We start from the raw sequence: 25,438 nt of genomic DNA on the forward strand, positions 1-25,438 counted from the left end.
GTCAATGTACTGGTTATACTCCTTTGGAAAACGAAGAATTCCAATATTGGAATAAACAGCCGTAATGCTTCTAGAGCTTAGGTTTGCTCCCAGCATAAGGAAATATTTCTTTATTTCCAGGGGAACTGCACGGATGACCGGATTTTTCTCCAGACGGACATAGCTATTCATATGTCTGGCAATTTTCTCTTCTACCAGTTCTGCGGCAAACTGCTCTTTCACGTGAGCCAGAATTTCTGTAAAATCAGAAGTTTGGGAAAAATCATGTCCCACTTCTATCCAGCCAAAAAAATTTGCCATAGACTGTGAGGGAAAATAATTCCGCAGATTTACAGGAACCATAAGGGCAATGGGGCGATTTTGCCTGCTCTTGGGAATTTCCTCATGGATGGAACAAAGAAACATGGCTGTGATCAGAATGGTTATGGAGACACCGTATTCTTTTGCTTTTGCATGAAGCTCTTTTACCGGAAGTACAATCTCTGTAATATGCATATCCTCATGAAGCAGCCGTTCTCCCGGAAGTCTGACAGCGCGAGGTTTTTTCTCAGAATTTCCGGGAATATCCGAGGAATAATACTGGGAAAAGCTATCCTCCTCTTGATCACCGGGGGTGCTTGTATCCTTGACTGGCAGAGATGGCAGATTTTGTTCCGGGTGAGCCTTCTTCAGATAATTGATTACCAGTTCCTGAAGAAAATGCATTGCCCCGGTACCATCTGTCAGCGCATGGAAAACTTCAAAATTGATCCTTTTTTCATAATAGCTGACCTGAAAAAGAAGATTCTTTTTGTCTGGAACATACAGCCTGCTGCATGGAGGCTTCTTCTCTTCCTTTACAATTGGACGAATATCCCTGTGTTCCAGGTAGAACCAGAATAATCCTTTTCGGAGAACCATCTGAAACAGAGGATATTTTTCCATGGTTTTTTCAAGAGCGGCCTGGAGAAGCTCCGGTTTTACATTTTCCTTTAGTTCACAGTAAAAACGAAATACTCTGGTATCATTTTTGCCAGTTACCAGAGGAAAAGCAAGGGCCGCGTTATCCAGTTTTCTCCAGTTCGAATATCCTTCTTTCAATTTTCACACTTCCCTTTTTAAGAATTCGTTCATATAAGAAAAACTTTCCTGCACATGGAAAAAGCGGATTCCAAGAGCAAAGAAGCCGTGAAGTGCATCTTTGATCCGGTGTACTTCCACATAATTACCAGCCTCTGCCAGTTTTTTTCCATAATCTTCGCCTTCATCACGAAGAGGATCAAACTCTGCTGTGAGAATCAGGGTTTCTGGCATATTAGAAAAATCTCTTGCCAGAAGAGGTGCAAAATAAGGGTTGACCCGATCCTCGGGGCAGCTTTCATACAGATTCAGATAATCCTGCATTTTCACTGCAGTAAGCAGATAGTCCGTACCGTTCTTCTGCACCGAGGCATAGGGCGAAGCGGCTGTATACGTATTATATAAGGCCGGATAAATAAGAATCTGCCGGTATACCTGAAATTCTCCATTGTCCCTTGCCATAAGAGCAACTGCGGCTGCAAGATTTCCTCCGGCACTGTCACCCATGATAGTGATTTTCCGGGGATCAGTATTCAGGATCAGCTTATTGGTGTAAAGCGCTTTCGCTGCTGCATAACAGTCCATCAGAGCCGTTGGAAAACGGTATTCAGGAGCAAGCCTGTATTCCACGGATACTACAATATGACCGGTAGACTGAGACATTCTGGCACATACACGGTTATAGGTATCCACACTTTCTGTCACCCATCCTCCGCCATGAAAAAATAGAAGAACTGGAAAAGTATGGCCTTTTTCCACCCCGTTTGTCATGGCTTCTTCAGTAGGAAAATAAATCCGCAGAGGGATTTCGTAGTCCTCGTTGAAAATCTGGATATCCATTTTTTTCAGAAAAATATTCATGGCATCCAGTTTCTTAATGTCCACCAGTCTGCGGGAGGATTCCACTTCGATATTGCCGTAGGAAAGGGTGTGGAGAATTGCTCGCATGGTTTTGGAAATCATGGCCTGTATTCCTTTCTGGTTTTAAAATCAAGCTTCATCAGACTGTTCTGTTATGGAAAAATCAGTCTTCTGCATTAGATAGAACGGAAGCCTTTTCCAATGATTTCGCTGCTGTTTACAATGGTAATAAATGCATGGGGATCAATCTGTCTTAAATGAATACGAAGACGGTTGGTCTCGCTTCGGGTAAGCACAGTCATCATTACCTTCTGCTCCTTCTTGGTATAGATGCCAAAGGCCTTCTGCTCTGTGGCAGAACGATGCAGGTCATTAATGATGAACTCTTCTACCTGCTCCGGATATTTGCTAATGATCGTACATACCTTTCTCAGATTCAGACTCTCAATAGCACTGTCTACTACAGTGCATTTCAGGATCATTCCAAGAATACAGTAAAGTCCGGTCTGGGCACCGTAAAGGTAAGCAGCGATCAGTACGATTCCCAGGTCGCTGACCAAAAGGGCACGCCCGATCTCAAGGCTGGTATATTTGTGCAAAATCATTGCCACAATATCAGTACCACCAGTGGAGGCACCGACATTAAATACCATGGCAGCTCCCACTGCAGGAAGGATCACTGCAAAACACAGCTCCAGAAACACGTCATGTGTAAGTGGCGAACTAAGGGGATAAATAGCTTCACAGGCACTTACATAGAAAGACAGGGCAAAAGAGGAATAGACAGTCCAGCCCATGGAGCGGATTCCAAGGAAGAAAAATCCAAGTACAACAAGTGCTGCATTGACGATCCACATAAATGCACCTACATTCCATTTCGGAAATAAGGTAGAAAGGATAATAGACAGACCAGATGTACCACCAAATGCGAAATGGTTGGGGGTTTTAAAAATGGAAATTCCAACCGCTGTAAAAATCAATCCCAGATTCAGAATGATAAAGAACATCAGGTTGTCTTTTGTAAATATATTCTTTTTCATAAAACGAGTCCTCTCCTTCTTTCAGTGAACTCAGTATAACGTAAAAAATGAGTCCTGTAAAGAAACGGATTCAAAGAATCCCGCAAGGCAGAATTATACAAATTCTGCTTTCCCGCTCTTCTTCGCTGTATCTATAAGCTCTCCTAAGCGCTTATTGCAGCTTCCAACCGGCACAGAAGTGCAGATCATCCTCTCACAGCTTTCCATGGCTTTTTGCGCCTTCTGGAAGGCTTCTTCACTGATTTCCATGAAGGGTTCTTCCGTGATCACCTTTGAAGCCAATAGTCTTGCCAGGCGGTAATCCACGTCATTGGTGTAAAGAATACCTGCAATAAAAGGTGTATGCTCTTTCTGCAGCTGACGGAATATGGGAATACCAGTGCCGTTTCCACAGATTACGAAAGTTTTCGCTTCTCCGTCTGGTTTCGGAAGCTCAATACTTCCAAACAGGGGATCAAAAAATCCATTGTTGATCTCATACAGCTCCTTGATCATGTTCTCTTCAAAAATATCTTCCGGCTTTCCAAAATGAGAAATAGTATCTCCCTTTACGCAGATGATCTTATCTGCAATTTTCTGTGCCAGATCGATTTCGTGAAGAGACATGATAACTGTGATCTGCTTCTTTTTTGCCATATCCCGAAGAATAGATAAAAGATCCAGCTTATGTTTGATATCAAGGAAAGAGGTTGGCTCATCCAGAATAATAATATCCGGCTCCTGGCAGATTGCACGGGCAAGAAGCACTCTCTGACGTTGCCCGTCACTGATGTTGTTAAAGTCACGACTGCCAAGCGATTCCGCATGTACCGCTCTCATGGCTTCCTCTACCTTTTCCTCATCTTCTCTTGAAAGGATACCAAGTCTGCCTGTATAAGGGTAGCGGCCGGTTGCCACAATATCATGACAGGTCATAAGTTCCGGACGCATTCGTTCCGTAAGAACCACTGCCATGCGTGTGGAAAGCTCTTTATAGGAAAAAGAATTCAGATTGCGATCATCAAAGTAAACTTTTCCACCAATGATCTGCAGCTGTCTTGTGATACTTTTCAGAATCGTAGATTTACCAGAACCATTTGGACCAATGAGAGTTACAATCTCCCCTTTTTTTATTCCAATACAGATATCATGAATTAAGGCCTTTTTGTCATAACCGACAGAAAGGTTATCCATATGAAAATAGTAATTATCCATTTCAGTTTCCTCTCTTCTTTCGCAACATCATGAAAATAACAACAGGTGCTCCAAAGATGGAGGTAACGGTACTGATATTCAGCTCCAGAGGGGCAAAAGCCATTCTGGCAATCAGGTCACACATCATACAGAAAACTGCACCGCCCAGGAATGTTCCCGGAATGATTATAAGTGGTCTGGATGTGCCGAAGCTTCTTTTCATCAGAAATGGGACTGCAATTCCAACGAAAGAAATCGGTCCTGCAAAAGCAGTTACAGTTGCTGATAAAATACTGGAAAGCAAAATCAAAGCAACGCGGAAGAATTTGATGTTTACGCCCATGCTTTGTGCATAAGCTTCTCCCAGCTGATAAGCACCGATGGGCTTTGACAGCAGGAAAGTCAGGATCAGGGTAATTCCTACCACCACACAGGAAATGTAAACGTTACTCCAGCTCATACCGGAGAAGCTTCCCTGTGACCATCCGTGAAGATTTACAATATCGGAATCATCTGCAAAAGTTACCACAAAATCAGTTACTGCAGAACAGATATAGCCAATCATGATTCCAGCAACCAGAAGGGTGGCCATGTGCTTGATCCTTTTTGAAATCAGAAGAATAAAACCAATGGAAATCAGGGAACCAATAAAAGCTGCAATGATCAGAGTGTAAGAAGTTACGTTTACGGCTCTGCCAAGATAATAAATCATGGTAAGAGCTACTACCATTTTTGCACCGGAAGAAATTCCCAGAACAAAAGGTCCTGCAATGGGATTTTCAAAAAAGGTCTGAAGAAGAAAACCAGATAGGGATAAGGCACCTCCAAGAATGGCAGCCATCAGGATCCTGGGAAGACGGATTTTCCAGATGATGCTGTATTCTTTTGTATCTGTGGCTTTTTTCATCAGGATATCAAAGATCTCAGACAGAGAAATATGAACATTTCCTGTGTTGATATTCAAAACTGTGATCAGGCCAAAGGCCAGGATCAGCAGAATGAAAACCATAGCATAACGAGATCGTCTCTTAAAATTTTCCATGTGGAAGCTGGTTCCAGCGGATTGATTGCTCATTTTATTTTTCTCCATTTTTGTTTCATTTACAACAGAACCTGCTGTCAGCTCAGCTTATGAAGAAAAGTCATATCCTTTTCACTTCCGCCGGTAAGCATCAGGTTCAGATCTGTGATCAGTTCACCAATTGTATCTGTATGCTGGTACATGGAATCATCAGTTACCCAGACATTTCCCTCTTTTACGGCTTTAAAATCAGCCATCAGACTTTCCTTTGCAAGGAGATCGTCTATGCTTTTTACGGACGCGTCAATACTGGAGTTGTAGATCAGATAATCTGCATCTGACGCAGTATTATAGAATTCCTCCATGGTAATGGCAACGGAAGTTTTTCCACTGTCATCCTGAAGATCTGCGAATGCATTTCTTCCACCGGCAATCTCGATCATGCTGGAAATATAATCTTTAGGATTACGTACTACAGGAGAACCGCTGGTATTGATGTAAAAAAATGCAACTGTTTTTTCTGTATTTGTAAAGTCCTTTAGCGTTTCAATAACCTGTGCCTGCTGGTCAAAGAAGGTCTTTGCCTCCTCTTCTTTGTTCATCATTGCGCCATAAAGCTTGATCCACTCTGTACGTCCAAGGGGCTGGCTCTCATAGCTGGAACGATCGGTGAAAACAGGAATTCCAAGAGTTTCGATCATCTCCTGTACCTTCGGTGCATGAAGGATCATGGTAGACTCTATTGCAAGATCACAGTCGTCACCTACCAGAAGCTCGTAATCCGGTTCATCGTATTTTCCCGCAAAAGTCATTTCGCCGTTATTGATAGCATCAACAGCTGACTGGATATACCAGCCGGAAGCATCGAGACCTGACAGCTTGATGGAGTCTACACTTCCGATTGCATCGAACAATGCCATTGGGGAAGTGGCTGCCATGTAGATGGTGTCAAGTGGCTGATGAAGGATCTGGATTTCAGGATCCAGATCATCGGGTGCCTCTTTGCCCTCTGGGACGATCAGATATCTGGCATCATCATGGATGTCCAGAAGTTTGTAACCGTCATTATAATAATACACATCAAAGCATTCTGCAAAAGACAGATCCATGGCGGATTCATAAGTCAGACCTGCAATTTCAGGTGCAGCATTTTCTTCTGATGTGTCAGAAGAGGTCTCCCCGGAAGCATCTGCTTCCAGGTTTTCCTCTTCTGCCCATACCGGAGTAATGGCAGAAAATGTCATTACTGCTGCTGCAAAAATACTTAAAATTTTATATTTCAGCTTTTTGTCATACATTTTTATTTTCTCCTGCTGATTATTCTTGCTACTGTGCATATGGTGAAGAATAATAATTTATTCTTCCTCATCAGTTACAAAAATTGCTTCGTAAGCTTTTTCCCACTCAGCTTTTGCATTGTCATCCTTTTCATCTGCAGAACGGTCTACGATAAACGGGATTTTCAGAGTGGAATATTTCTCTGCGGAATCTTTCAGAAGGTTTTCTTTTGCTTCTGTGTCTGCTTCCTCTGTCGGGAGAATATCAGAAGAAAGGATAGAAATACCACACTGACTCTTTACAAGAGCTTTGTAATCTGTATCTTCATCTTTTCCTGCAAAAGTTACGGAACCATCTTCCAGAGCAGCTGTAAGGCTGTCTACCGTACAGTCCTCTTTTTCCATTCCAAGAGCAGTAACGTTGTCTGTAAGATCAAGCTTATCCAAAATGTTAAGAGCATCTGTGGAAGCCACATAAGCAGATTCTACCGGCTGGTTGATCACGATTACATCTTTATCAAGTCCTGCAGGGATAACAGCACCCTCAGGTACGATCAGGTATTTTACAACATTGCCCATGTAGAGCTTTTCTGTACCTGTAAGTTCCTGGGAATCAGCAGCTTCTGTTTTTGCATTTTCTTTTCCGGAATCAACAGTTTCCGGTTTTCTTGCAGTATCTGTTGTCATATCTACTTCAAGAAGGGTAATGCCCTTTGCGTAGTGATAAAGCTTAAAGTATTTTGCATGCTCAAGAGTAGTTTCGTCTTTATACTCAAGACCTGTGATCTCTGGTGCAGAATCATCCAGCTTCTTGTTTCCTGTGGAAAGCATGCTGTTGTCCTCTGCCGGGTTATCCTTGTCTGTTTTCTTCGGATCGTTTGCACCCTTTAAAGCGATATAAATGGTGTAAGTGATTTCATGAGCCTGGGACATTCTGGTTGTCATACCAATGATCGTATTATTCTGGTTCAGTGCTACCGGAATTGTGAAAGTAGAAGTTCCGCCGCCGCATGCACCGTAATATTTATTTCCATTGGCTTTTACATAACCGTAATATTCACTGCTGAATACAATAGTCGCATATGCCTGACCATTTGTTACCGTAACTTTGTTACAGGAAATATTGACCTTTCCAGAGCCACCAGACCAGGAGAAGCTGTCAGGAGTATAGGTTCCATCTGCTAATGTAGTAGAACTGTTTACAGATGCTGTTCCGCCGCTTAAGTCAGATTCGTATTTGGATTCCTCTTCCGGTTTCTTGTCTGGCTTTGGAGTTGCTGTTGGTGTAGGGGTTGCTGTCGGTTTTTTATTTGGTTTTGCAGTGGGTGCAGGAGTTGCTGTGATTGTTGTGTCAGGAGCAGTGTCTGGCTGCGGATCATCCTGTACGTCAGCTATCTTATTCAAAGTGCTGGACTGGAAAGTCAGGATCCTGTCATACCAGATCTGGTTTTTGTGGGAAAAAGCAGCAACTGCAATTCCATTATCCAGGGCTTCAACAGGAATCTCATATGTATATTTGCCATTTGCGTCTGCCACATATGGAACCCAGGTGGAGGAATCTGCTGCGGCAGCTTCTTCTTTTGTTCCCAGACATAGATAGTCGTAACCAGTTCCGCTTAAAGTAAGAACAGCTGTCATTTTTCCGTTTTTGGAAGTAAGGACACAGTCAATTACACGGAACATAGATGAACTGGAGTTAACTGTAACATTGTAAATTCCGCTTGTACAGCTGCCTGGAGCTGGGGTTGCTGTTGGCTCTGGGGTGTTGGCTGCTTCCGGAGTTGTGCTTGGCACTGGAGTTTCAGTTGGAGCAGGTGTTCCGGTTGGTGCCGGAGTCTCAACCGGTGCTTCGGTAGGCGCCGGAGAAACAGTTGGTTCTGGTGTTGGAGCAGCCTCTCCATATCCTGGAACTGCCGGTACGGTAATCGTCAATATACCCTTTGCGTACCAGTTCTGGCTCTTCTTGGAATGAGGAACGACTGCTATTGTCTGAGCTTCCTTGCTTGCAGTAACTTCAAAGGTGTAGGTATAGCCTCCTGCACTGTTTTCAACTCCTTTGATGGCATTTGCTTCTTTATCGGAGTCATTGAAACTGCCAAGATAGATCATGTCATAATTCTGTTTTGCGGTAGAAAGTGTGACAATATATTTATCCTCCGAAACCTTTACAGTGGAACCGGTGATTACGAACATTGCAAATTCATCACCGTTTTCTTTTACAAGCTTGATTCCGGCATCTGTAATCTCATTCTGGGCTGGTGCCTGGGTTGGAGCTGCAGTTGGCAGTGGAGTGGCAGTTGGCTCAGGGGCTGCAGTTGGCTCTGGAGTAGCTGTTGGTTCCGGGGCTTTCATTCCTGGAACGTTCAGTTTCAAAGCCATATTTGTGTACCATTTCTGATTTTTCACAGAAAATGGTACGATGCTGAAAGTCTGGACCTGTTCACTGGCAGGAACCTCAAAAATGAAAGTATAACCATCTTCATTTTCTGTACCAACGATTGCTGCTGCATTTTTTGCTTCGTCAGGATCTTCTTTAGAACCAAGATAAAGCTTCTCATAGTTCTTTCCGTCAGTATTGAGGGTTATCTTAATTTTATCACCATTTAATTCAGCAGAAGAGCTTTTGATTTTAAGCATTTTATATGCACTGTTATCTTCCTTGTCAATGGTCATGTTGGAACCATCTGGGTTCAGATCCTCTGGCTTTGTTTCTGGTTTATCTGTCTCTTCGGTTTTGCCCTCTTCTGTTGTTTCTGGTGCAGCTGTAGGCTGTGGAGCTTCTGCTTCCTCATTTTTGCTTTCTTCAGCAGGTGATGCAGTAACCTCAGGAGTGGTCTCAGAGGCAGGTGTTTCTGTAGCAGCAGGTGTCTCTTTCACAGCAGAGGCATCCACTGCTGCCGGAGTTACTGTAGTGTCAGTGTTTTCTTCCTCAGCTGTTGCGTTCTCCTGCACAGGGGTCTCAGCAGCAACAGCAGTCTTCTCCGCCTCTGTTTCTGGAGTTGGTGTAACAGAAACCTGTACGTTTGCATCCTCATTTTCTGCCTGTGTAAGTACAGCAGGAGTGACCGTCATCGCGACGGAAAGGAACAGTGCAAGAAAGCGTTTTGAATTTCTTTTCATTTCTTTTTCCTCGATTCTTCCTATTATTTTATAATTTGAATAAATCCCAATTGCTTCTGGAGCCTGTTTGTACAATGGGCAATCCTGACAGGATTATTTCAAAAAAATGCCTGCTTCCTCTGAGAAAACAGGCACTAAAAATTCAATATATTGTATTATCAAATATATTAATGAGAATGAAGTACTTTCTTCGGAAGCTTTCATTAAACGAATTCAGCAGGTTTCCTGACTTACAGATCAACACAGAATCCATCCTTCTCAGCAATATACCAATGGTTTCACTGGATTCTACTCCCTGGTTACAGTGACCGGATCGTTCAGGACTTTCACCTGATTCCCTCTTAGAGCGTGTTGAAAAATATTCCCACAATCTGCACGCTGTAGCAGACAGATATGTCTGGCACTGAAAACGGATTTATTCAATTCACCTCATTATAGCAGACCGTTATGTCGAAATCAATAGATTTATAGGGTTATTGCTTGTATTTACTGTACCCGACTTCATCTGTGCGGAGAAGTGTTCCATTCTCATCGTAGACACTGCGGTAGGTTTTACAGGTGTTTGGATCGGAATGCTCTGTAGTAATCTCTACCGTATTATTGTCAGTTTGGGTTCCGTAAATGGATACCGTTACGGCTTCCTCTTTTTCATCGTAAGAGGCTTCAATTTTAATTGGATAAGCAGTATTATTCTGAAAACGGAAATCCTGACCTCCCCACACCACTGCTGCGTCCAGACCATCCTCAACATAATCAATTCGGGCAGCGTGATTATGACGCTCAACAATGGTCAGATCAGACTGCAGGCATGCCATAAACAACGTAGTGGAAATCTGGCAGATTCCGCCTCCGATATCCTGGGCATGTTCGCCTCCTACAATTACAGTTGCTTCCCTGTACCCTCGTTCCTCAGTACGTGGACCTAAAGTATCGTTGTAGGAAAAAATCTGTCCTGGCTGAAGTTCCATTCCATCACAGGCTTCCACGGCAAGCTTCAAATTGGCAACACGGTTTTCGGTACCTCCGCCATATGTAGTATAAGTACCAAGAAGATTCAGATAAGGAAGGGCTTCTATCTCTTCTGTAGAAACTTCGGGTAGGGTTATTTCAAGGGGGATGGTAATCTTTGCCCCTTCTTTTGCTTTTTCCAGCTTCTTTGCAGCTGACTTCACATCAAATGAAATTCCGGTAACTGCCGGAATAATTTCATTATTTTCCCCCAGAGAAGCATCTGTGGCATCTGTATGTACTTTTTCATAATAGGCTTCCAGATCCAGTTCCTCTGGCGGTGTCTTCATAGTAGGACATTCGATAACAGCTTCATAATCTTCTATGGAAATTGCTTTTAGAATCGCTTCTTTCAATGCATCCATATCCGGACCGATTCCGGTTTTTCCCTTAGTGATAACCAGCTCTGTATCTGTAAGTTCACAGGAAGTCTGTATAGTGGTGGATCCCTTTGAAATTCCAGCATCCTCCAGAAGCTTGTCCAGTTCGTCTTTGTTTCGGGCTTCTGGCATAAGGGTGACTTCTTCCTTTGTCTTGCTGTTCATCAGTTCGATGCGGTCAGTTCCATGAGTAAACCAGGCACCATGTCCAAGAGCATAGGCACTTTCTACAATTGATTTTACATCAAGACCGAGAACAGGATAGATGGATACCTTAAAGTTCTTTCCATTCAGGGTAATGGTCATCTGTGTGTTCTCATATTTTTCCTGAAAATCTTTTGAAATTGCGTCAATGGCTTCCTCTTTGGTCATTCCCTGAATGGCTATGCCGTTTATTTTAAGCTTCTTCCAGATTACATTATCTGTAAGAAAATGACACCACAGCCCATACGCACCTGCCAGAATCAGAACCAGGATCAGAACTTTGATCACACCGTTTTTCACTTGTTTTTTCATGTAATAATTTTACCTTTTGCAGTCTTTTTTAGAGCGTGTTTGAAAAAGGCTTTCTGCAAAATATATCGCAAAGTGGGGCGTGCAGATTGCAGGAATGATTTTTCAAACAGGCTTTAGAGCAATGGGGTAAAAAAGCATGTCCGGTTTCCGGTATGGCATGCAGCCCCTACCTGCTCTACTTTTGCCAGAATTGTATCATTATCACAGTCAATAGTCAATGATTTCACATACTGAACATGACCGGAGGTTAGTCCTTTGGTCCAGAGCTCGTTGCGGCTGCGGCTCCAGTAAGTCATTTTTCCCAGCTTCAGAGTGGTAAGGTATGCTTTCTCGTTCATGTACGCAAGCATAAGAACTTCGTCTGTTTTGTAATCCTGCACAATAACCGGAACCATGCCGTCACTGTTTAATTTGAAATCTGACCAGGACATTTTGGACTTTAATTGGTTCTGTTCCATATTTTTAATACTCCTTTATGAAAAATTCTTCTGCAATTATGCCACCTGCTTTCATGCTCAATTCGAAAAAAATGAAAACAAGTGGCATATATCATATCGTCTTAATTGTAATTCTGTTTGTTCTGCCCTTAGAGACTTCCCTTCGTAGAAAGCACATCTGTAATACGAGGATCATAAGCTACCGCCATATCCAGCGCCTTTGCAAAGCTTTTGAACATGGCTTCTGCCATATGGTGATTATTTCCCGGTGTTAGAACCTTAATGTGAAGATTCATGGCTGCCGTATAAGAAATGGCGTAAAAGAATTCCTTCACCATTTCTGTGGACATATCTCCAATTTTTTCACTGGTAAACGTACCTTCGAAGGAAAGATACGGGCGTCCCCCGAGATCAATGGCGCAAAGCACAAGACACTCATCCATTGGAAGGATGCAGCTTCCGTAACGCCTGATTCCTTTCTTGTCTCCAACCGCTTCTTTAATAGCTGTGCCAAGAACAATTCCCGTATCTTCAATGGTATGATGATCGTCAACCTGAAGATCACCCTTTACCTTTATATCCAGATCAAAAAGTCCGTGGCGGGTAAAGCCATCTAACATGTGATCGAAAAATCCCACACCTGTATCCAGACTGCTTTTTCCGGTTCCGTCCAGATTCAGCTTTATGGCAATTTTAGTTTCCTTTGTATTTCGTTCAACAGTAGCTTCTCTTGTCATGACTGCTCCTTTTTATCTTCCTCTTCAAAGCGGACTGCAATGGAGTTGGCGTGTGCAGTTAGCTGCTCTGAGGATGCAAACTGGATGATGTCCTTGTGGATTTCCTGTAATGCAGACCTGGAATAATATACAATACTGGATTTCTTAATAAAATCGTCAACGGAAAGTGCAGAGAAGAACTTGGCTGTTCCGTTGGTAGGAAGAACGTGGTTCGGTCCCGCGAAATAATCACCAAGAGGTTCAGAACTGTACTCTCCAATGAAAATAGCGCCTGCATTTCGTACCTTCATCATTACCTCAAAAGCGTTCTTAGTGACAATTTCCATATGTTCCGAAGCAATCTCATTCGCTGCTTCAATTGCTTCATCCATATCTTCTGCAATAAGGATATATCCAAAATTCTCCAGAGATTTTTCGATGATCTCTTTTCTGGAAAGAACCTTCAGATAGCCTTCAATCTCTTTCTCTACATTCTGTGCCAGTTCTGTACTGGTAGTAATGAGGATTGCAGAAGCCATCTCATCGTGTTCTGCCTGAGAAAGAAGATCTGCTGCTACATAGTGTGCATTTGCAGTTTCATCTGCAAGGACAAGGATCTCACTTGGACCAGCGATGGAATCAATGCTCACATGTCCATAAACAGCCTTTTTTGCAAGGGCTACAAAAATGTTGCCAGGTCCTACGATCTTGTCTACCTTTGGGATGCTTGCAGTACCATAAGCAAGTGCTCCGATTGCCTGTGCACCACCAACTTTATAGATCTCATCAGCGCCTGCTTCTTTGGCAGCAACCAGAGTGGATGGATTTACTTTACCGTCTTTCCCAGGAGGTGTGGTCATAACGATGTGAGGTACTCCTGCCACTTTTGCCGGCACAATATTCATTAATACAGAAGAAGGATAAACTGCTTTTCCGCCTGGAACATAAACACCTACACGATTTAATGGTGTTACCTTCTGACCAAGCATGGTGCCATTTTCGGTACTGGTAAACCAACTGTTCTGACGCTGTTTCTCATGGTAGCTGCGGATGTTTACAAGTGCCTTGCGGATAACTTCCAATAAGGATGCATCAACTGCTTTATATGCTTCTTCAATTTCCGCTTCGGTTACACGTATGGTTTCCGGAGTTACCTCTACTTTATCAAATTCTTTTGTGTAAGAAAAAAGAGCTTCATCCCCTTTTTCTTTTACATTTGCAAGAATATCTGCTACTGCGGCTTCGAACTTGCCGTAATTATTAGGGCTCCGTTTTAAAAGATTTTCCAGGATATCTTTGGTAGATTCTTTTGTTAATCTTACTGTACGCATTGTGATCGATCCTTCCAATTTTATTTTATTCCAGAAAAAACAGTAATTTCAGATTACCTTTCGTAAATCTTCAATCAGCTTACTGATTCTTTCATTTTCCATTTTCATGCTTACCTGATTCACAACCATTCTTGCTGAAAGAGGGCAAACTTCTTCTAACACCTTCAGTCCATTTTCACGAAGTGTGCTTCCGGTCTCAACGATATCCACAATCACTTCAGAAAGACCTACAATAGGGGCAAGCTCAATAGAACCATTCAGCTTAATGATTTCCACAGTCTGATGTTTCTTATTATAGAAATAATCTTTGGCAATGTTTGGATATTTGGTTGCCACACGAATCAGCTGATTTGAATTCAGAAGGGGTTTGGCACTTTCAGGTCCGCAAACACACATGCGGCAGGCTCCAAATCCAAGATCCATTACCTCGTAAAGCTTACGGCCTTCTTCCAGGATCGTATCCTTTCCGACAATTCCGATGTCAGCTGCGCCATATTCTACATATGTAGGTACATCTGGTCCTTTGGCAAGGAAAAAACGAAGCTTTAATTCTTCATTTACAAAAATCAGTTTACGGGAATCCTTATCTTTCATCTCTTCGCAGGTGATCCCGATTTTCTCAAGCATGGCAAGGGTTTTGTCTGCAAGTCTTCCCTTGGTAAGGGCAAAAGTCAGATATCTCATAATTCCACCTCACAAACCTTAGTTACTTTCTCTGGGCGAAGGGCTACATTTCTGCCCTGGGCGCGAAGCTCTTTGGCCTTCTGGATTGCCTGGATACGGTTTTCTTTGCGGTAAGTGATAACCGTAACGCCCTCCTCTCCCTCCATTTCGATTTTCTGTCTGGAAAGAGCCATCAGAAGGTTATCTACTACAATGGCAAACCCGATGGATGCAGCAGGCTTGCCGAAATGCTTCATCAGCTGATTGTAGCGTCCGCCCTTGATCAACGCTTCTCCTGTACCATAGGTATAAGCCTGGAAAATGATTCCGGTATAGTAATGATATTTGCTTAACATTGCAAAATCAAAAGTAACGTATTTCTCATAGCCGTAAACCTTCAGAAGCTCATAGATTTCTTCCAGACGCGCAACCGCCTTTAATGCCTGTGGATTGTCCGTAAGGGATTTTGCCTTTTCCAGAACTTCTGTCGATCCGAACATCTGAGGAAGCTGGGAAAGAACTCTTGCAAGGGATTTATCCATGTTCTTATTCTTTACAAGCTCTTCCACACCAAAATAGTTTTTCTGGGAAATCAGCTCCCGAAGCTCTTCTTCCTCTTCCTGGCTCAAGCCTGTCTGGGCAAAAATCGCTTTATAATAGTCAACCTGCCCAACGCTTACCTGAAATTCGGTAAGTCCTGTCGCAAGCAGACACTCTACTGTCATAGCCAGAATCTCTGCATCTGCTTCCGGTGAATCATCGCCCATACGCTCAACGCCCATCTGGGTTGTCTCTTTCAATCTTCCGCGAAAGCTGGAATTATTGATAAAAGTGTTGCCTGTATAACACAGACTTACTACTTCTTTTTCAGGGTTAAAATAGGTAGCACAGGCTCTGGAAACGGACGGTGTAAAGTCAGGTCGAAGAACAAGGGTATTGCCTTCTCTGTCAAAAAATTTATAAAGATCCCTGGAGGGAATGGTTCCCACTTCTTTACTAAACACTTCAAAATATTCAAATGTGGGAGTTTCTATATCTTCAAAGCCATACTGATGGAATACACGGTGAAGCTTTTCCTGAAGCTTTTGTTTTCGGCTGCATTCCTGACTGTAAATATCCCGTACACCCTCCGGCGTATGAAAAATTCTCTGCATATCATGTTTCCTCCATGTTGTTTCTTGCTTGTTAATTACATAACGCTTTATCACGCTACTACGATAATGCGAAATCAATGTTGATTATAGTGGAATATTCCAAGATTGTCAAGACGAAGTGTTGCGTGGTTACTGTTCACTGGTAACATTCCGCGAGATGTTTTTTGTGAACAAAGTTCACAGAAAACCCGAGAGTTGCGGCGCGAAATCATGCAAAGCATGATTTCTGTTCATCGCGAAGCGTGTTACTGTAAACGGAGTGAACAGTAACGTTGCGTGTGTTATGGCAACACGCGTGTTTCCAGATCCAACTTTAATCCCTCTAAATAAGGAACCAGAAAGCCGCTCTTTTTCGGCAGGTAATACTTCTCATCCAGTTCCTCCCTGCGGAAGCTTTTCCGTCCGCCCTCTTCCATCCGTCTCCAGTATGCCAACAGTTCCCGAAAAGGCAGATAATAAAATAAGTTCAACTGACTGAAAAATATAAGAAAAAATGCCACGCCATTCTGTTTTTCAAAGTCCTCCATAAATTTCACCTGATGAGGATGAATATTTGCCAGAGGAAACGTCTGGGCGCTGCATTCCTTTGCATCAAAGCAGACAGGAATTCCCTGTACTGCACCTATATAGTCAACAGTACTTCGCTGGTCAAAGTATGCCAGAGTAATGTGACGGTTCTCTTTGTCCATGCGTACCGGAGTGATGGGAGTGGGAATCTTCTGTATCAGAGCAAGTCCCTTCTCCCTGTACTGATCGTTTGTTCGGTTTACAAGGTCCTCCAGGGTAGAACCCCGGAGCCCTCTGCTGTTCCATGTCGCCATTCTTACGGTTCCTCGTAGCCAAGAAGCTTGATGGAAGGATAATATCTTACAACTGCTTTCCCTACGATCTGGTCAAAGCGGACGAACGTGTTCTTCCAGAAGCGGGAATCCTTAGAATCATTTCGGTTATCACCCAGCATAAAATAGCAATTATCCGGAACTGTATATGGACCGAAGCTTCCCTGCATTTTCTCTGGAATAAAGGAATCATCAAGAGCAGTCTCAGAACCGTCGATGTATACCTTTCCGTCTTTGATCTCAACAGTCTCTCCCGGAAGTCCGATCACACGTTTGATGAAAAGCTGGCTTTCATCATCCGGATACTTGAAAATTACAATGTCAAAGCGCTCGGGATCCTTGACTTTTTTGGAAATCTCATGTCCAAACAGATCCAGATTGATACCATATGCAAGACGGAATCCAAAGATACGGTCGCCGGTCATAATAGTCTTCTCCATGGATGGAGAAGGGATTTTTGCGTTGATCAGTACTACATTGTTGATAACCAGGACTATAGCAACTACAATGATGATCATTTTTATATAGTCCCATACTTCATGCCAGATTTTCATATTATTTATTCTCCTCTACGTGTTCCTCTTTCAGGATTTTTTGAAACAGATAAGGCAAAGGAGCCGTGAACTCTTTGCCAGACAGATAGGAAAGACGCCCTTCAATTTCCGGGATTTCCAACCTGTATGCGTGAAGCAGCTGCGATTTCAGACCATACTTTCTGCAGTATTCATCGTTTAAGGTACGCCTGCCGTACTTGTAATCTCCAATAAGGGGATGACCAGTTCCTGCAAGGTGTGCCCTGATCTGATGTGTGCGTCCGGTGATCAGCTCCACCTCAAGAAGGGTAACGGTTCCGTTATCTTCAAGGGGACGGTATCTGGTCTCAATGGGAAGTGCTCCGGATGTTTCCGTTTCCTGTACTGTTACTTTATTACATTTTTCGTCTTTATGCAAATATCCTTTGATATATTTTTCATTTTTTATAACACCATTTACCAGGCAGCGGTAAAATTTGTGAAGGCTTCGATCATGAAACAATGAAGAAAGCTCCTGAAGTCCTGCCAGGGACTTCCCCGCAGCCACAAGTCCGCTGGTATTGCGGTCCAGACGATTGCAGACAGATGGGCGGAAGGTATGTAAAGACGCCTCTGTAACCGCTCCGCTTTCCAGAAGATACCCCGTCAGAAATTCTACCAGTGATGGTTCCTTATCATCTGCAGGCTGGGAAAGCATTCCCACAGGTTTGTTAATCAGAAGGATATTGTCGTCTTCGTATACAATATCAAGCTTCTGATGAGCTCTTGCTACCGTTTCCTGTACTCCTGCAAATTTCCCGAAAGTTTCATCCGAAAGGAAAAGCTTTACGTGGTCACCAGTGGAAAGCTTCTCATTTCCAGTGGCTCTGCCACCGTTTAAGGTAATATTTTTCTTGCGGAGCATTTTGTAAAAAAAGCTTTTGGGGGCTTCACGGAGAAGCTTTCCTAAATATTTGTCAAAGCGCTGTCCCGCTTCATTTTCATTAATAATAAACTCTTTCATGCTGGATATCCCCTTAGATACACAAATTCAGGATCACATGCTTCACCATTTCATCTCTGGTAAAATCAGGATATCTTGGATCTGGTGTAAAGCGAAGCCCTTCTTCTAAGGATTCCTTGTGTTCGTTCATAGAATCAAGACGTTCCAGGAAAGGACGAAGCTCTCCAAGAATTTTTACATCTACTTTATAGCCGTTTTTGCGAACCAGTTTCTGGGCTTCTGCAGCCATAAAATTTGTATCTGCTTTCGGATCACTGGTATAACCGACTACGGTATTTCCGCACACGGCAATGGCATCTATGGTGCATTTTTTTTCATAGAAAGTCATATACATCTCGTACGCCATTACAAGATCACCCTGATGCGCATGGATCTTCTTGTACAGGACCGGATCTACAGGCTTTGCCAGATAGACCATGATTACATCTACCACAGCCTTACAGCCTGGAAGAGATCCTACCAGAGCAATGATCGTCCAGATAGAATTTCTGGTACCTAGGTAGATCCACATACTGATAAAAATAAAAACGGGGACACCAAGCATAATGGCAGCAATTATGATCCTGCGCTTTCGTTCACGCTTCAGATATCCGAATTCTCCTTTGTTTGTCTGCATTAGTTTCATGAAAACACTCCTATTTCTGCTTTTTTCTTGTGTGATGATTGCGGATGGTTTTCTTTGGTGCCGGACCATGCTTTGATCCTCTGTTACGCCCGGCATTCTCTGTATATTTGTTGTCGCCATGCTCTTTTCTGACAGGCCGGATCAGACATTTTTCCCCATACCCAACCAGATCCATACGCCCTGCAATTTTCAATCCTTCGAGAACCAGTTCTCTGTTGACCGGATTCTTATATTGCATAAGCGCACGTTGAATGGATTTTTCATGGGCGCTCTTCGGCACATAAACCTTTTCGCCTGTAAGAGGATGGATTCCCGTGTAATACATACAGGTAGACAGTGTAGAAGGTGTTGGGTAAAAGTCCTGCACCTGCTCCGGAGTAAAGCCAAGATCACGGACATATTCTGCCAGTTTCACCGCCTCTTTCATGGTACATCCCGGATGGGAGGACATAAAATATGGAACGGCAAACTGCTGTAAGCCAGCCTTCTTATTTGCCTTGTCAAATTCCTTCAAAAATTTCTCATACACTTCGTGGGACGGCTTGCCCATATATTTCAGTACCTGATTGGAAACATGCTCAGGAGCTACACGAAGCTGTCCGCTTACATGATATTTGGCAAGTTCATTAAGAAAAGTCTTGTCCGGGTCTGCCAACACATAATCGAAACGCACACCGGAACGGACAAATACTTTTTTTACTTTTGGAAGATCCCGGAGCTTACGAAGAAGAGAAACGTAATCTTTGTGATCCGCGGTCAGATTCTTACATGGTTCAGGAAACAGACAATGACGGTTCTTGCAAACGCCCCGGGTCAGCTGTTTCTGGCAGGAAGGCTGGCGAAAGTCTGCTGTAGGTCCGCCTACATCGTGGATATATCCCTTGAAATCTTTCTCCTCGGTCATGTGGACCGCTTCTTTCAGAATTGATTCATGACTTCTGGTCTGCAGGATTCTTCCCTGATGAAAAGTTAATGCACAGAAGCTGCAGCTTCCGAAACAACCCCTGTTGCTGGTAAGGCTGAATTTAATTTCCTCTAATGCAGGAATTCCGCCGTCTTTCTCATACATGGGATGATAATTTCCCACATAAGGAAGATCATATACATCGTCCATCTCCTCCTGTGTAAGAGGTAATGCAGGTGGATTCTGGATTACATAGCCCTTTGTTCCGTAGGATTCGGCCATGGTTCCTGCTGTAAAAGGATCTGTATTCTGATACTGGATGGCAAAGCTTCTGGCATAAGCCAGCTTATCCGCCTGTACTTCATCAAAAGAAGGAAGTATGATCGGCTCGTAAGTGCGGGACAGATCCCTGCATTTATAGACGGTTCCTGCCACGTAGGTAATTTCGCTGACAGGGATTCCGCTGTCAAGAGCCTCTGCAATCTCAATAATAGAATGCTCTCCCATTCCGTAGGAAATCAGGTCTGCGCCGGAATCTATGAGGATACTGTGCTTCACCTTATTTTCCCAGTAATCGTAATGTGCCATACGTCTGAGGCTTGCCTCGATTCCACCAAGGATTACAGGAGTTTTCTTAAAAGTCTGACGAATCAGATTACTGTATACAATAACAGCACGGTCCGGCCGCAAACCCATTTTACCGCCAGGAGAATAAGAATCCTTCTGGCGGTGCTTTTTTGCAACGGTATAGTGATTAACCATGGAATCCATATTGCCGGCACTTACAAGGAAGCCAAGGCGAGGCTCTCCAAATATGGCAATACTCTCCTTCCTGCGCCAGTCGGGCTGAGGGATAATTCCCACTTTATAGCCCCGGCTCTCCAGAAGGCGGCTGATAATAGCAGTTCCAAAAGAGGAATGATCTACGTAAGCATCTCCTGTCACGTAGACAAAATCTACCTGATCCCAGCCTCTGTCCTCCATGTCTTTTTTTGTAACTGGTAAAAATTGTGACATCTATATTTTTCTCCTATGCACTGCTCATTCTGTAAGGCGTGTTCCAAGAATGATGTGAACAAAATGAACAGTAACGTATTTTCGGACAGATTTATGAAATACAGCTCTTGCCTGGCTGATGTCCGATATTATGGTAAACAGCCTGGGCGCGGTAACCTTCCGCGATAATATCAAGCTGTCTGTGAAAACGCTCCAGCTGTTTCAAATCTTTGGTATGGAAAACACGAAGAAATTCTGTCTGAATTTTGGTAATCTCCCGTTCGCTGGATACGCGGTAAAGATTTTCTATATTATTGAGAATATCTTTTACAAGATTGGACTGCATCTGGGAAGAATTCTGGGCATCCATGATTTCATCGCGCACAGAAGACATTTCCTGATCCAGCAAAATAATAGCATCCGCGGCATTCGTCAGACGCTCTGCCACATGCGGCGGCATGTCCCCTTTATATTTGTACTGAAGGGAATGTTCGATCGTTGCCCAGAAGTCCATAGCCATGGTGCGGATCTGAATTTCCGCCTGCAGCTTCCGGGGACCATTTAATGTTTCTACTGTATAATAAATGATCAGATGGAGACTTCTGTAACCACTCTGTTTCACATGCTTCAGATAATTCTTCTCACTCTTAATGGTCATATCTGACCGGTTTTGGATCAGGGATGCTACTGTCTCAATATCTTCCTCAAACTGACAGATAATACGGATTCCGGCAATGTCTTCTACTTCTTCCTCCATGCGTTCCATAGGAATATGCTTGCGCTGCATTTTCTCCAGAATGCTGGATACACTTTTCACTCGTCCGCTTACCTGCTCAATAGGGGAATACAGATCATTTTTTCGATGTTCGCTGATAATGTGTTCAAATTTGACAATCAGTTCCCTGACTGCCAGTTCGTAGGGGCATAAAATGCTTCTCCATAACTGTATTTCCATATAAATCGCTCCTTACAGAATATGGGCATTGTATTATGAAAAATATTCTGCAGTTAAATTTAAGTGTGTCTGCCCATATGTTTAATCATTATAGCATATATTTCAAAAAAATTGTTATCAATAAGTGTATTTTTTTACTTTTTTCTCCATTGCCTGTAAGACATAGTAAGGGTTTACACTCAGTTCCTCTTTTCCCTGTGGATTTATGTAGATTCCCAGATGAAGATGAACCGGAAATTTTCCGGACATTCCTTCTTCTCCGTATCCGGTATCTCCCATGAATCCAAGGATCTGCCCCGCTTCCACTGCTTCACCTGTCTGAAAATATTTTTCATAGGATGCAAGATGGGCATAATAAAAATACCCTCCATGAGGAGAACGGATTCCGATCCGGTATCCGCCAAGAGGAAGCCATCCGATTTTTTCTATTTTGCCATCAGTCATGGAAATCACAGGATAAAATCCGGATTGAGAAACCCTGCCAAAGAGATCGCAGCCTTCGTGCGTCCGGCTTCCACCATAGCTTCGGGCAGCGCCAAAGGTGTTTTCATAAAAAATCTCTTGCCATATTTCTCTATCGTTTCTGATTGGAATGGGAAAACTTTCCAGGTCTTTCCAGACAGCCAGATAACAGCTTCTCAGGTCATAATAGGCTTTGGGCTTGAAGCGGAGATATGCTTCCCTGTTCCCGGAAAGATATTTTGGAAAAAATTTTCCATTCAGCATAGTTGTTGTAAGAAGATCGGCAAATTCTCCATCCGAATGTACTCTTTCTTCTAACTCTGCATATAGCGCAGACGACAAAGCCTGTTCCCGGAAGCTTTCTGTAAAACAGGTGTCCGGTTTTAACAGGGAGGCCTGGCTTCTTTGCTGAATAAAATTCTGAAGCAAGATAAGCAGCGGCAAAAGAAAAAGAAGAAGGAGTAAGTGTTTCCCGGTCTTTCTTTTCATGGCATTTCCTCTCTTTAATATATGGGAAAAGGTGGATGATTTTTTTGTTACCAGTAAATAGTAACGATTTTTTCACCCTCAGATAATATATGGAAAATCAGAAAAATTAGAACAAAAAATCAGCTGTATGGAAAATATTTTTCCAAATACAGCTGATTCGAATGATCAAAGGCTATGGCAACCACAGTTACTATTTAATGGGGGTATGCCAAAAGCTTTATGAAAAACAGGCTTTTAAATATACATGTAATTATCAGTCTTTCAAATTTTTCAATACCTCTGTCAGATATTCCCAAAGCCGTTTCACAGATGCCATATCCAAGCGTTCTTTGCTGGTGTGGATGTCCAGAATATCCGGTCCAAGAGAGGTACAGTCAAGGTTTTCCATTCGCTCATAAAAAATACCACATTCCAGACCGGCATGAATGGCAACTACCTCCAGGTCTTTACCGTACATGTTTTTATAAATTTCTACCATCTTGTCACGAAGAGGAGAAGCTTTACGATACTCCCATGCAGGATAAGCCCCCTCAGTCTCATATTCGCCTCCCAGAAATTCTGTCAGATATTGGATTTTATGGGAAAGAGCCTCTTTGGCAGTTCCTACAGAGCTTCGGATACTGGTCTGTACAAACAACTCGTCCCCATACAGCTTCAGAATTCCGGGATTGCAGGAGGTTTCCACCAGATTTTCTATGGTACCACTCATTTTCTTAACACCAAATGGCATGTTCATCAGATAAAAAAGCACTTTTTCCTGGCTGGTGGGATGAAGAACCTGTGCATCCATATCCCCTTCTTCTGTTATCTGAATTGTAATAGTATCATCTGTACCAGTGTATTCTGCCCGGAAATCCTTCTGCATTTTCTTTGCAAGGGAAGTGATCTGAGAAATTTCTTCCGGAAGCACAAGAAGAACCGCTTCGCATTCTTTTGTAATAACGTTGTCCTGCTGACCACCTTCTAATTCTTTTAATGCATAGCCACAGACATGGGAAAGTTCATAAAGAAACTGTCCCATAAGAATATTGGCACTTGCGCGGTTTTTGTGTATTTCAGCTCCGGAATGGCCTCCCACAAGTCCACAGACTTTTACGTTAACTTTTCTGCCGGAAGCGTCCACACGCCGGACTGGCAGATAAGAATTTCCAGCAACACCACCAGCGCAGCTTACCCACAGACAGCCCTCTTTTTCAGAATCCAGATTGATCATTCTTCTTCCCTTCAAAAGGCTGCAGTCGAATCCGTCAGCGCCCAGAAGCCCCGTCTCTTCATCGACGGTGAAAACAACCTCCAAAGCCGGATGCGGCAAATCTGTGCTGTCTAAAAGCGCAAGGCCATAAGCCACTGCAATTCCATCATCGCCGCCAAGAGTAGTGCCCTCGGCTGATAAAAAGCCATCTTTCACAACCAGCTTTAGTCCATCCTTTATAAAATCATGTTCGATTTCCGGGCATTTCGCACAAACCATATCCATATGTCCCTGAAGGATGACTGTGGGCGCGTTTTCGTAGCCAGGTGTTGCAGGTTTATAAATCACAACATTATTCATGTCATCCTGAACATATTTCAAATCATGCTCCTTTGCAAAATTCACCAGATAATCACTGATTTGTTTTGTATTTCCTGAACCATGTGGAATACCACAGATTTCCTCAAAATAGTGAAACACATTTTTGGGTTCGAAGTTTTCTAAAATTGCCATATGGGTTACCTCCAAAATTTTATATATGGTTTGTATTTATCTTTTCGGCATTTTGAGACAGAAACAGAATATAAATTTTATATAATGATTTTTTAAACATACTTCAGGCTGCTGAACACAATCTGACTATAACTTCACATGTTGGGCTTTTATTTTAATAACGAGGTCAAAATGAAGAAAAAAATAATCCTGCTTTCTGTTATCCTGCTTTTACTCTTCCTTCTGTGTTACCCGGCCGAAGCTCTTGCTGCGGCAAGAAACGGACTGAAACTGTGGTTGGAGACCTTACTGCCTACCCTTCTTCCGTTTATGATCCTTACAGGAATTCTGGTGCACACAGATTGGATTACAAAAATTTTACAACCAACTGCTCCTTTTTTCAAGGTCGTTTTTGGGCTTTCTCCGGGAGGAGCCTATGTATTTCTTCTGGGACTTCTCACCGGTTACCCTATGGGGGCAAAATTAACCGCAGATTTGTATTATGCTGGAAAAATCAGCCGGCAGGAGGCTGAATATTTGTTAACTTTCTGCAATAATCCAAGTCCGGCCTTTCTTATTACTTATGTGGGACATATCTGTCTTGAGGGAAAATTACATATTGGTTTTCTTGTGGGGATTCTGTTTCTATCAGACATGATCTGCATGTGTTTTTTTCGCTTTACATTCTATAGAAAAAACTCACTGCTTTCCTTTTGTACGCCAAAAACATCTGAGCAGGAATATACTTCTGCCGGGCTCCTGGATTTTGTCATTATGAATAGTTTTGAAACTATGGCAAAACTGGGGGGTTATATTCTTATGTTTTCTATTCTGTCCGCAGCCATAAGTCATTTCTGGTATCTTCCGGCACAGGGAAAATATATTCTTCTCGGACTGATAGAAGTTACCACTGGTCTCCATGGGCTCCTGCTGTCCGGGTTTTCTTATTCCCTTCGTGTACTTCTTGCACTGTGTATGAGTGCATTCGGAGGATTCTGTATTATGGCGCAAACAAAAAGCGTACTTGGAAAGGAACTCTCCCTTCATCCGTACGCTTCTGCCAAATGTATGAATGCAGCAGTTACTGCTGCTCTCATACTTATATTCTTATAAACATGATCCCTGCTCACATAAAACATTTATAGAATAGTTTTAGTGAATCACAATCAGATAAAGTCTGCTATATTTCGCG

General features: G+C 42.9%; 23 protein-coding genes and 1 riboswitch. Of the genes, 2 read left to right on the top strand and 21 right to left on the bottom strand.

Annotated elements, in window-relative coordinates:
• The 8 genes from AB5642_RS13820 to AB5642_RS13855 form a co-directional block, all read right to left on the bottom strand.
• A partial coding sequence (locus AB5642_RS13820; RefSeq protein ID WP_368371696.1) for an alcohol acetyltransferase occupies window positions 1–1,080 on the bottom strand: 1,080 nt, incomplete at its 3' end.
• Between the two features lie 3 nt (window positions 1,081–1,083).
• Window positions 1,084–2,022, bottom strand: a complete 939-nt coding sequence (locus AB5642_RS13825) for an alpha/beta hydrolase (RefSeq protein ID WP_330590279.1) — start codon at window positions 2,020–2,022, stop codon at window positions 1,084–1,086.
• A 74-nt stretch (window positions 2,023–2,096) separates the two neighbouring features.
• Complete coding sequence (locus tag AB5642_RS13830) at window positions 2,097–2,960, bottom strand: YitT family protein (RefSeq protein ID WP_173718999.1); 864 nt, start codon at window positions 2,958–2,960, stop codon at window positions 2,097–2,099.
• A 93-nt stretch (window positions 2,961–3,053) separates the two neighbouring features.
• The gene (locus AB5642_RS13835; RefSeq protein WP_368371697.1) at window positions 3,054–4,154 is read right to left on the bottom strand and encodes an ABC transporter ATP-binding protein; all 1,101 of its coding nucleotides are present in this window, start codon (window positions 4,152–4,154) and stop codon (window positions 3,054–3,056) included.
• 1 nt (window position 4,155) lies between these two features.
• A complete protein-coding gene (locus AB5642_RS13840; RefSeq protein WP_237925895.1) occupies window positions 4,156–5,208 on the bottom strand; it encodes an iron ABC transporter permease in 1,053 nt (350 codons plus the stop codon).
• Window positions 5,209–5,252: 44 nt separating this feature from the next.
• Window positions 5,253–6,452: an ABC transporter substrate-binding protein gene (locus AB5642_RS13845; protein WP_173718997.1), complete on the bottom strand. Its 1,200-nt coding sequence runs from the start codon at window positions 6,450–6,452 to the stop codon at window positions 5,253–5,255.
• A gap of 57 nt (window positions 6,453–6,509) precedes the next feature.
• Entirely contained in the window at window positions 6,510–9,551 is a 3,042-nt protein-coding gene (locus tag AB5642_RS13850; protein WP_173718996.1) for a hypothetical protein, read from the bottom strand.
• A 197-nt stretch (window positions 9,552–9,748) separates the two neighbouring features.
• A riboswitch (cobalamin riboswitch) is annotated at window positions 9,749–9,948 on the bottom strand.
• A 76-nt stretch (window positions 9,949–10,024) separates the two neighbouring features.
• Window positions 10,025–11,455, bottom strand: a complete 1,431-nt coding sequence (locus AB5642_RS13855) for a VanW family protein (protein WP_173716745.1) — start codon at window positions 11,453–11,455, stop codon at window positions 10,025–10,027.
• A 79-nt stretch (window positions 11,456–11,534) separates the two neighbouring features.
• On the opposite strand from AB5642_RS13855, the gene AB5642_RS13860 reads away from it, so the two are divergent.
• A complete protein-coding gene (locus AB5642_RS13860; protein ID WP_368072645.1) occupies window positions 11,535–11,585 on the top strand; it encodes a hypothetical protein in 51 nt (16 codons plus the stop codon).
• Here the strand turns inward: AB5642_RS13860 and hisI are convergent.
• The 13 genes from hisI to AB5642_RS13925 all read right to left on the bottom strand — a co-directional run bounded on the left by hisI (window position 11,569) and on the right by AB5642_RS13925 (window position 24,267).
• A complete protein-coding gene (gene hisI, locus AB5642_RS13865) occupies window positions 11,569–11,913 on the bottom strand; it encodes a phosphoribosyl-AMP cyclohydrolase (protein ID WP_118583473.1) in 345 nt (114 codons plus the stop codon). The two genes, AB5642_RS13860 and hisI, sit on opposite strands and share 17 nt — an antisense overlap.
• Before the next feature lie 128 nt (window positions 11,914–12,041).
• The gene (hisB, locus tag AB5642_RS13870) at window positions 12,042–12,629 is read right to left on the bottom strand and encodes an imidazoleglycerol-phosphate dehydratase HisB (RefSeq protein WP_173716744.1); all 588 of its coding nucleotides are present in this window, start codon (window positions 12,627–12,629) and stop codon (window positions 12,042–12,044) included.
• On the bottom strand, window positions 12,626–13,939 hold the full coding sequence (hisD, locus tag AB5642_RS13875; RefSeq protein WP_173716743.1) for a histidinol dehydrogenase: 1,314 nt from the start codon (window positions 13,937–13,939) through the stop codon (window positions 12,626–12,628). Before hisD ends, hisB begins: the two co-directional genes overlap by 4 nt.
• Before the next feature lie 48 nt (window positions 13,940–13,987).
• Window positions 13,988–14,623 carry an ATP phosphoribosyltransferase gene (gene hisG / locus AB5642_RS13880; RefSeq protein WP_148463394.1) on the bottom strand — a complete coding sequence of 212 codons (636 nt, stop codon included), beginning with the start codon at window positions 14,621–14,623 and terminating at the stop codon, window positions 13,988–13,990.
• The gene (gene hisZ / locus AB5642_RS13885; protein ID WP_173716742.1) at window positions 14,620–15,756 is read right to left on the bottom strand and encodes an ATP phosphoribosyltransferase regulatory subunit; all 1,137 of its coding nucleotides are present in this window, start codon (window positions 15,754–15,756) and stop codon (window positions 14,620–14,622) included. The genes hisG and hisZ overlap by 4 nt, the downstream gene beginning before the upstream one ends.
• 281 nt (window positions 15,757–16,037) lie before the next feature.
• The gene (locus tag AB5642_RS13890; RefSeq protein ID WP_173716741.1) at window positions 16,038–16,577 is read right to left on the bottom strand and encodes a Holliday junction resolvase RecU; all 540 of its coding nucleotides are present in this window, start codon (window positions 16,575–16,577) and stop codon (window positions 16,038–16,040) included.
• A gap of 2 nt (window positions 16,578–16,579) precedes the next feature.
• The gene (lepB, locus tag AB5642_RS13895; RefSeq protein ID WP_173716740.1) at window positions 16,580–17,149 is read right to left on the bottom strand and encodes a signal peptidase I; all 570 of its coding nucleotides are present in this window, start codon (window positions 17,147–17,149) and stop codon (window positions 16,580–16,582) included.
• Between the two features lies 1 nt (window position 17,150).
• A complete protein-coding gene (locus AB5642_RS13900; RefSeq protein ID WP_173718995.1) occupies window positions 17,151–18,131 on the bottom strand; it encodes an RluA family pseudouridine synthase in 981 nt (326 codons plus the stop codon).
• 13 nt (window positions 18,132–18,144) lie between these two features.
• Window positions 18,145–18,756 (bottom strand): hypothetical protein, encoded by a 612-nt coding sequence (locus tag AB5642_RS13905; RefSeq protein ID WP_173718994.1) that lies wholly within the window; start codon window positions 18,754–18,756, stop codon window positions 18,145–18,147.
• A 10-nt stretch (window positions 18,757–18,766) separates the two neighbouring features.
• Window positions 18,767–20,677: a YgiQ family radical SAM protein gene (locus AB5642_RS13910; RefSeq protein WP_173718993.1), complete on the bottom strand. Its 1,911-nt coding sequence runs from the start codon at window positions 20,675–20,677 to the stop codon at window positions 18,767–18,769.
• Between the two features lie 91 nt (window positions 20,678–20,768).
• Entirely contained in the window at window positions 20,769–21,611 is an 843-nt protein-coding gene (locus AB5642_RS13915) for a GTP pyrophosphokinase family protein (protein ID WP_173718992.1), read from the bottom strand.
• A 117-nt stretch (window positions 21,612–21,728) separates the two neighbouring features.
• Window positions 21,729–22,562, bottom strand: coding sequence for a M23 family metallopeptidase (locus AB5642_RS13920; protein ID WP_237925893.1), 834 nt, complete (start codon window positions 22,560–22,562; stop codon window positions 21,729–21,731).
• A 253-nt stretch (window positions 22,563–22,815) separates the two neighbouring features.
• Entirely contained in the window at window positions 22,816–24,267 is a 1,452-nt protein-coding gene (locus AB5642_RS13925; protein ID WP_173718991.1) for an aminoacyl-histidine dipeptidase, read from the bottom strand.
• Between the two features lie 171 nt (window positions 24,268–24,438).
• Here AB5642_RS13925 and AB5642_RS13930 point away from each other — a divergent pair, with 171 nt between their 5' ends.
• Window positions 24,439–25,359, top strand: coding sequence for a nucleoside recognition domain-containing protein (locus AB5642_RS13930; RefSeq protein ID WP_173718990.1), 921 nt, complete (start codon window positions 24,439–24,441; stop codon window positions 25,357–25,359).
• The last annotated feature ends 79 nt before the right edge of the window (window positions 25,360–25,438 follow it).

The sequence above is a fragment of the Ruminococcus sp. 1001136sp1_2201st1_G3_2201SCRN_220225 genome, from assembly GCF_040924365.1.
GTDB lineage: Bacteria > Bacillota > Clostridia > Lachnospirales > Lachnospiraceae > Blautia_A > Blautia_A faecis.

What these genes read in the sequence shown, in the direction of transcription:
- AB5642_RS13890 (WP_173716741.1), bottom strand. Translation starts at nt 16,577, where the DNA reads ATGGCGACATGGAACAGCAGAGGGCTCCGGGGTTCTACCCTGGAGGAC.
- AB5642_RS13930 (WP_173718990.1), top strand. Translation starts at nt 24,439, where the DNA reads ATGAAGAAAAAAATAATCCTGCTTTCTGTTATCCTGCTTTTACTCTTC.
- hisB (WP_173716744.1), bottom strand. Translation starts at nt 12,629, where the DNA reads ATGACAAGAGAAGCTACTGTTGAACGAAATACAAAGGAAACTAAAATT.
- AB5642_RS13900 (WP_173718995.1), bottom strand. Translation starts at nt 18,131, where the DNA reads ATGAAAGAGTTTATTATTAATGAAAATGAAGCGGGACAGCGCTTTGAC.
- AB5642_RS13840 (WP_237925895.1), bottom strand. Translation starts at nt 5,208, where the DNA reads ATGAGCAATCAATCCGCTGGAACCAGCTTCCACATGGAAAATTTTAAG.
- AB5642_RS13825 (WP_330590279.1), bottom strand. Translation starts at nt 2,022, where the DNA reads ATGATTTCCAAAACCATGCGAGCAATTCTCCACACCCTTTCCTACGGC.
- hisZ (WP_173716742.1), bottom strand. Translation starts at nt 15,756, where the DNA reads ATGCAGAGAATTTTTCATACGCCGGAGGGTGTACGGGATATTTACAGT.
- lepB (WP_173716740.1), bottom strand. Translation starts at nt 17,149, where the DNA reads ATGAAAATCTGGCATGAAGTATGGGACTATATAAAAATGATCATCATT.
- AB5642_RS13905 (WP_173718994.1), bottom strand. Translation starts at nt 18,756, where the DNA reads ATGAAACTAATGCAGACAAACAAAGGAGAATTCGGATATCTGAAGCGT.
- AB5642_RS13915 (WP_173718992.1), bottom strand. Translation starts at nt 21,611, where the DNA reads ATGGAAATACAGTTATGGAGAAGCATTTTATGCCCCTACGAACTGGCA.
- AB5642_RS13850 (WP_173718996.1), bottom strand. Translation starts at nt 9,551, where the DNA reads ATGAAAAGAAATTCAAAACGCTTTCTTGCACTGTTCCTTTCCGTCGCG.
- hisG (WP_148463394.1), bottom strand. Translation starts at nt 14,623, where the DNA reads ATGAGATATCTGACTTTTGCCCTTACCAAGGGAAGACTTGCAGACAAA.
- AB5642_RS13925 (WP_173718991.1), bottom strand. Translation starts at nt 24,267, where the DNA reads ATGGCAATTTTAGAAAACTTCGAACCCAAAAATGTGTTTCACTATTTT.
- AB5642_RS13830 (WP_173718999.1), bottom strand. Translation starts at nt 2,960, where the DNA reads ATGAAAAAGAATATATTTACAAAAGACAACCTGATGTTCTTTATCATT.
- AB5642_RS13920 (WP_237925893.1), bottom strand. Translation starts at nt 22,562, where the DNA reads ATGAAAAGAAAGACCGGGAAACACTTACTCCTTCTTCTTTTTCTTTTG.
- AB5642_RS13855 (WP_173716745.1), bottom strand. Translation starts at nt 11,455, where the DNA reads ATGAAAAAACAAGTGAAAAACGGTGTGATCAAAGTTCTGATCCTGGTT.
- AB5642_RS13835 (WP_368371697.1), bottom strand. Translation starts at nt 4,154, where the DNA reads ATGGATAATTACTATTTTCATATGGATAACCTTTCTGTCGGTTATGAC.
- hisI (WP_118583473.1), bottom strand. Translation starts at nt 11,913, where the DNA reads ATGGAACAGAACCAATTAAAGTCCAAAATGTCCTGGTCAGATTTCAAA.
- AB5642_RS13910 (WP_173718993.1), bottom strand. Translation starts at nt 20,677, where the DNA reads ATGTCACAATTTTTACCAGTTACAAAAAAAGACATGGAGGACAGAGGC.
- hisD (WP_173716743.1), bottom strand. Translation starts at nt 13,939, where the DNA reads ATGCGTACAGTAAGATTAACAAAAGAATCTACCAAAGATATCCTGGAA.
- AB5642_RS13845 (WP_173718997.1), bottom strand. Translation starts at nt 6,452, where the DNA reads ATGTATGACAAAAAGCTGAAATATAAAATTTTAAGTATTTTTGCAGCA.